At 71.5% G+C, this 5,559-nt stretch carries 8 protein-coding genes; 5 read left to right on the top strand and 3 right to left on the bottom strand.

What is annotated here, in order from left to right; genetic code table 11:
- On the top strand, positions 1 to 283 hold a 283-nt coding region (locus tag AC08OP_RS19735), incomplete at its 5' end, for a WD40 repeat domain-containing protein (protein WP_476615543.1).
- Between the two features lie 51 nt (positions 284 to 334).
- On the opposite strand, the gene AC08OP_RS19730 is transcribed toward AC08OP_RS19735, so the two are convergent.
- Positions 335 to 721 (bottom strand): YkvA family protein, encoded by a 387-nt coding sequence (locus AC08OP_RS19730; RefSeq protein WP_476615542.1) that lies wholly within the window; start codon positions 719 to 721, stop codon positions 335 to 337.
- Between the two features lie 218 nt (positions 722 to 939).
- On the opposite strand from AC08OP_RS19730, the gene AC08OP_RS19725 reads away from it, so the two are divergent.
- Complete coding sequence (locus AC08OP_RS19725) at positions 940 to 1,815, top strand: metallophosphoesterase family protein (RefSeq protein ID WP_476615541.1); 876 nt, start codon at positions 940 to 942, stop codon at positions 1,813 to 1,815.
- A 128-nt stretch (positions 1,816 to 1,943) separates the two neighbouring features.
- Positions 1,944 to 2,711, top strand: a complete 768-nt coding sequence (locus tag AC08OP_RS19720) for a 4'-phosphopantetheinyl transferase family protein (RefSeq protein ID WP_476615540.1) — start codon at positions 1,944 to 1,946, stop codon at positions 2,709 to 2,711.
- Between the two features lie 95 nt (positions 2,712 to 2,806).
- On the opposite strand, the gene AC08OP_RS19715 is transcribed toward AC08OP_RS19720, so the two are convergent.
- Positions 2,807 to 3,448: a hypothetical protein gene (locus AC08OP_RS19715; protein ID WP_476615539.1), complete on the bottom strand. Its 642-nt coding sequence runs from the start codon at positions 3,446 to 3,448 to the stop codon at positions 2,807 to 2,809.
- A gap of 47 nt (positions 3,449 to 3,495) precedes the next feature.
- Between AC08OP_RS19715 and AC08OP_RS19710 the strand changes: the two genes are divergently transcribed.
- Both AC08OP_RS19710 and AC08OP_RS19705 read left to right on the top strand, forming a co-directional pair.
- Positions 3,496 to 3,690, top strand: a complete 195-nt coding sequence (locus AC08OP_RS19710; protein ID WP_476615538.1) for a hypothetical protein — start codon at positions 3,496 to 3,498, stop codon at positions 3,688 to 3,690.
- 115 nt (positions 3,691 to 3,805) lie between these two features.
- Positions 3,806 to 4,159 (top strand): DUF6204 family protein, encoded by a 354-nt coding sequence (locus AC08OP_RS19705; protein ID WP_476615537.1) that lies wholly within the window; start codon positions 3,806 to 3,808, stop codon positions 4,157 to 4,159.
- A 219-nt stretch (positions 4,160 to 4,378) separates the two neighbouring features.
- Here AC08OP_RS19705 and AC08OP_RS19700 read toward each other — a convergent pair whose 3' ends face one another.
- Entirely contained in the window at positions 4,379 to 5,515 is a 1,137-nt protein-coding gene (locus tag AC08OP_RS19700) for an arginine deiminase family protein (RefSeq protein ID WP_476615544.1), read from the bottom strand.
- Positions 5,516 to 5,559 lie beyond the last annotated feature (44 nt).

Genomic DNA, 5,559 nt, shown 5'->3' with positions numbered 1-5,559 from the left:
ACTCTGGGACGTCACCGAGCCGACCGACCCCCGCCAGCTCGGCCAGCCGCTCACCGGCCACACCGGCGCCGTGACCTCACTGGCCTTCACCGGCCGCGTCCTCGCCACCGGCAGCGCCGACACCACGGTGCGACTCTGGGACGTCACCGAGCCGACCGACCCCCGCCAGCTCGGCCAGCCGCTCACCGGCCACACCGGCGCCGTGACCTCACTGGCCTTCACCGGCCGCGTCCTCGCCACCGGCAGCGCCGACACCACGGTGCGACTCTGGCAGGTTTCCTGAGGCCCGGCCGGCGACCGGAGGAGGCGGCCTCGGTGGTCGTCCTCCCGGCCATCATCGGGGGCTACGGCGCCGAGGCGGTGTCCAAGGCGGTGTCCGAGGCGGCGGAGGCTGCCGCGGCATCGGGTGGGGCGCCCGGCCGGGTGGATCGATCCCGGCCGGGCCCAGGCCCCGCCGCGCGGCGATCAGGCCGCGCAGGTAGACCACCGCCGCGATAATCACGGTGATGTCGTCGATCAGTCCGATCGGCCCCAGCGGAATCTCCGGGACGGCGTCCACCGGGGAGATGACGTAGGCGAGGCCCGCCAGGGTCGCCACGAGGCCCCGCAGCGGCAGCCGGTACTTCCGGACGACGACCAGCGCGGCCACGGCCAGCGCCAGGATGATCACGGCGAGGACCCCGAGGGCGACGAGCAGCCCGGTTCCGACGCTGTCACTCATCGCTGCCCACCACTCATCGCTGCCCACTGTCGTTCATCGCTGTCCACTCCCGCAAGATCGGCCGGATCCGTCGGCTCATCGTGTCGTCCGCGAGGGATCGCCACCGAATCCCTCGCGGTGATCCTCGATCAGGATGCCCATCCGGCGCCATCTCGAACATCGGAACAGCATTTTCATCCGGCGGACGTGTCGGTGGCCGCGCCGGTAGGCTTCGCCCTGTGTCCCGGACGGATTCCCCGGTTTCGCCCGGGCGGCTGCTGGCCGTCAGTGACGTGCATGTCGCCTACCCCGAGAACCGGCGGATGGTGGAGGACATCGCACCCGGATCATCCGACGACTGGCTGATCCTCGCCGGTGACGTCGCCGAGACGGTCGCCGATATCGAGACGACGTTCAAGCAGCTCAGCGGGCGTTTCGCGAAGGTTGTCTGGGTGCCGGGGAATCACGAGCTGTGGACTCCCAAGCAGGACCCGGTGCAGCTGCGCGGCGAACAGCGCTACCGGCATCTCGTGGAGATCGCCCGCGGGCTGGGTGTCGTCACCCCGGAGGATCCCTATCCGGTCTGGGAGGGCACGGGCGGTCCCGTCGTCGTCGCGCCGTTGTTCGTGCTCTACGACTACACCTTTCGTCCCGCCGAAACGGCGACGAAGGAGGAGGCGCTGGCCCTGGCCCGGGAAAGCGGGATCGTGTGCACCGACGAATGGGTGCTGCACCCGGACCCGTATCCCACCATCGACGCCTGGTGCCAGGCCCGGGTCGCGCAGACCCGGGCGCGCCTCGGCGACATCGATCCGACAATGCCAACGGTGCTCGTCAACCACTGGCCACTCGTCCGTCAGCCCACCGCGGTACTGCGGTACCCCACATTCGCGCTGTGGTGCGGCACCACGAGCACGGCCGACTGGCACACGCGGTTCCGGGCCAGCGCGGTCGTCTACGGTCATCTGCACATTCCCCGCACCACCTGGTACGACGACGTCCGCTTCGAGGAGGTCTCGATGGGCTACCCCCGGGAACGCGCGGTGTGGGGCAAGCCATGGTCCGGGCTACGGCAGATCCTGCCCTTCCCCGCACCGCCGGCCCGCCGGGACTGAGCGCGATGTCAGGATCGAGTTCCACGCCGGGATCGAGAGTGGCGCCGGGGGCAGGCTCGGCGCCGCCGGGGGCGCCGGCTTCGACGTCAGGGACGGGTAGCGGGGTAACGGGTAGCGGAGTAAAGAGGGTGGATCCGCGCCTGCTTGCGAGCCTGCTGCCCGCGGCGGCCGTCGCCGTCGAGGCATTCGAGGACGATCCCTCGGCCGTGCTGTTCCCCGAGGAGGCCGCGCTGCTGAGCCGCGCGGTCGACAAGAGGCGCCGCGAGTTCACCACCGCCCGGGTATGCGCGCATCGCGCGCTGGAGGGGCTCGGGCTTCCGGCGGCGCCGATCCTGCCCGGTTCCCGCGGCGCACCCGGCTGGCCGGACGGAGTGGTGGGAAGCATCACCCACTGCGCCGGCTACCGGGCGGCCGCGGTGGCCCGGGCGGCGGAGGTCCACACCATCGGCATCGACGCCGAGCCGAACGAACCCACACCCGGCGGGGTACTGAAGGAGATCACCGTTCCCGCCGAGGAGGGCTGGCTCGCGGCCCTCACCCGCGCCCGCCCGGCCGTCTGCTGGGACCGGCTGCTGTTCAGCGCCAAGGAGTCCGTCTACAAGGCGTGGTACCCGCTGGCGGAACGTTGGCTTGGCTTCGGAGACGCCGCCCTCGTGATCCACCCGGGCACCGCACCTATGGGCCCGCCGGCGCTGGGCCCGGCCGCCCGGGGCACCTTCACCGCGAAACTCCTGGTGGCGGGGCCGCGGCTGGCCTGCGGTGAGCTGACCGGCTTCGACGGTCGTTGGCTCTCGGCCCGCGGCCTGCTGGTCACCGCGATCACCGCGCCGCACCTGGACGGCACCCCCGTGGCGACAGCATCCCCCCAGACGCACCCTGCCTATCCAGAGGGATAAATCGGGCACGAAAGGCTCTGGAAAGACAAGGAACCGGATCCTGGTCAACGGCCGCCGCACGGACCCGCCGAACGCGACGCTAGGCAGACGCGACGCTAGGCAGAGTCGTCCACGTCCACGACAATCTCCCCGCCCAGCACGAAGCCTCCGGACAGACGCAGGTCGTCACCGCTCCAGAACCTCCCCGGGTCGTACCAGTTCGGATGGCGACCGGACGGCAGCAGGCCCATCGCCTCGTAGGTAACAGCCACGACCTCGGCGCAGTACGCGGTCTCCAGCGCGTGCTCGCTCGTCATCCGGCGGGGACGCGGAAGCCGGCCACGCAGCCAGCGTGTCGCCAGCCGGGCCGTGGACGGAAACGGCGTGCCGTCGAGCCGTGCGACGGTCCGCAGCACGGCATCCTCCTGCTCGGCGCGGACCGCGGGCTCAAGCTGACGCAGCCAGGCCCGCTGGCCGTAACGGCGCGCCCAGACCTCCACCGCCGCACGCAGGTCGTGCAACTGCACGCCGCGCTGATGCGTGCCCGCCCAGACGTCCGGCAACGATTTCCCCAGCTCGGCGTGCCACATCAGCGGCGGAAGATCGTCAACGACCACCGCCATGCCGACATGGTTCACCGGGCTGTTGGTCGTCGTCTGGATCGCCCGGTCCACCGCCGTGCGGCCGCGGAACAGCCACAGGTCGCCGGTCCGCGTCAGTTCCAGGGCATCGGCCAGGCTGATCCGCGAATCAGGCATGCCGGTAGCATGCCGCAGCCGACGCAAGGGCGCCCTAACCTGGACGGATGAATCGCGCTCGATGGGGAAAGCTGCTCGGCGTGGCCGGACTCGCCGGAGTGGCCGCCACCGGCGTGCTCGTCGCGCGCAGCCAGCGCCGGCGGGTCGCCTACTCCCCCGAGGAGGTCCGCGCCCGCCTGCACGCGCGGCTGGCCGCGTCCGACGCCCCGCAGGCCGACGAGAATGGTTCCACCCTTGCCTGATCCTCGGCATCGGGCTCACGGTGCGTTCTCACTCCGGACCCGCCGGACCCGCGCAACCGGCCGCGCGGCGCCGAAAATCGCTGGACGGCACGACTGGGAATGATGAGATCGAGCCATGAGCACCCGTACCTTCCGCATCACCGTCCGCGGCGCCTTCGACGGGCTGACCGATGACCAGCGCACCGAGCTGCTGGCCCACGCGGCGGAACACGACATCCTGCAGGCCGCGTTCACGCCGAAGGGCAGCCTTACCTACGACATCGCCACCAGGCCCTTCTTCACCTTCCGTTTCTTGGATTCCGGCGAGGCCGAGGAGGACATGGTGGCCGCGACCGACCGTGCGCGGGCGACCGCCGCAGCCTGGCTGACCGAACGCGGCTACCGCTACAAGAACCTCCGGTCGCAGGCCGAGGATCTTTCCAAGGTCCCGTTGGGTGCCCGTGGACGGCGCGCCGCCCGACAGATCTGACCGGGTCTCTGGGCGCGGGCAGCCGCGGTCGTCGCCGAGCCGCGGATCGATGCGGAGATGGTCGATGGTGTCGTAACCGTGGGCGGAGGAGGCGAAGATCGGCCCGAGCGCGAGGCCGGACGCACCGAGCCGGCGCACAGGCTTACTGCGGTCCTCGGGTCTGGGAGGCTCCCTGAGGAGCGTTCACGGCCCGTTCTGGAGGGCACGGACGGTGCGCCATCAGTGCAGCGGGACGGTGTTGAGCGCCCGGTGCAGGCTGCCGAACTGCTTGTGATGTTCATCGAACGGCACCGCGACGGTCTGGATCCCGAACCGCGACAGCACCGGTTCGGTCCAGGGCGCACTCGCCGTGGATACCAGGGCGGCCGGCTCCGGCCGGAGGACCGATTCTGATTCCGGCCGGAGGACCGATTCCGGCGGCGCGAAGGCCGGCAGGAAGAACACCCCAGCGGCGAAGGCGGCGACCATGTCCGGTGCCAGCGGACAGACGGCGAGATTGATCGTTCGCAGGGCGTCGACCAGCGTCGTCTCCCGGCCGGCGACGCCGTCGCGTTCCACCACCGCCGGGGCGTGCAGCCGATCGGCGGCGACGAGGGCGATCCCCGGGCCGAGGCCGAGCCAGGAGTTCAGATGGGGCTGGCCGTCACGCCGCAGCTCGTCGCGGACCCGCACCACGTGACCGAAGCTGGCCAGCAGATGCGGACGCAACAGCCCCCAGACTGCCGGGCTGGTCCGCCAACTGGTGCCGAGGACGGCCACATCGCCGCAGCTCACCAGATCCCCGCCTTCCAGGAACAGCGGCTCCGGGACGCGGACCTCGGCCGATCGGCCCCGCAACCCGCGCAGCACGGCCGCCATGACGACCGTCTCGCGGGCCCGGTCCCGGCGCCGCAACCGGCCGACCGCGACCGCTTCACCGAGATCGACATAATGATCACGGGGAAACATCAACCCGGCCAGGGGACGCAGGGCGTAGCTCTCGTCCGCCTGGTCGGGACCGATCACGCCGCGGGCGGCGCCGGGGTCGAGCAGCAGCCGCGGCTGGCGCAGCACCACCGGCACCAACGCCGGCGCCGACCAGTCGTGGAGCGCCTCGCGGGCGGCGGCCATTCGCAGGTCGTCCTCGGCGCTGACCGCGCGGACGGCGAGCTCGATCAGGACCTCCCGGGGCAGCGCCGCGAGGATCTCGGACGGGGCACAGGGACGGGCCCCAAGGTCGGCGAGCACCGCTCGCACCGCGGCGGACTCGGCCGCGGCCCGGACCGGGTCGTAGGACGGACGAGGTGCCAGGAACACCGACGTCTCGGCCGGCTGCACCACCGTCGGATTCTGGATGAGAACCGTCGGCCCGTTCATCCGGTGACCAGGTAGCGACCGCACCGGCCCGGCACCCCCGACAC

It is taken from the genome of Frankia sp. CeRuru1, from assembly GCF_977966315.1.
This window is presented reverse-complemented; position numbering and strand designations above follow the sequence as displayed.

Excerpts from the sequence above, each read along its gene's own strand:
- AC08OP_RS19730 (WP_476615542.1), bottom strand. The coding sequence starts at position 721 with ATGAGTGACAGCGTCGGAACCGGGCTGCTCGTCGCCCTCGGGGTCCTC.
- AC08OP_RS19715 (WP_476615539.1), bottom strand. The coding sequence starts at position 3,448 with ATGCCTGATTCGCGGATCAGCCTGGCCGATGCCCTGGAACTGACGCGG.
- AC08OP_RS19710 (WP_476615538.1), top strand. The coding sequence starts at position 3,496 with ATGAATCGCGCTCGATGGGGAAAGCTGCTCGGCGTGGCCGGACTCGCC.
- AC08OP_RS19705 (WP_476615537.1), top strand. The coding sequence starts at position 3,806 with ATGAGCACCCGTACCTTCCGCATCACCGTCCGCGGCGCCTTCGACGGG.
- AC08OP_RS19700 (WP_476615544.1), bottom strand. The coding sequence starts at position 5,515 with ATGAACGGGCCGACGGTTCTCATCCAGAATCCGACGGTGGTGCAGCCG.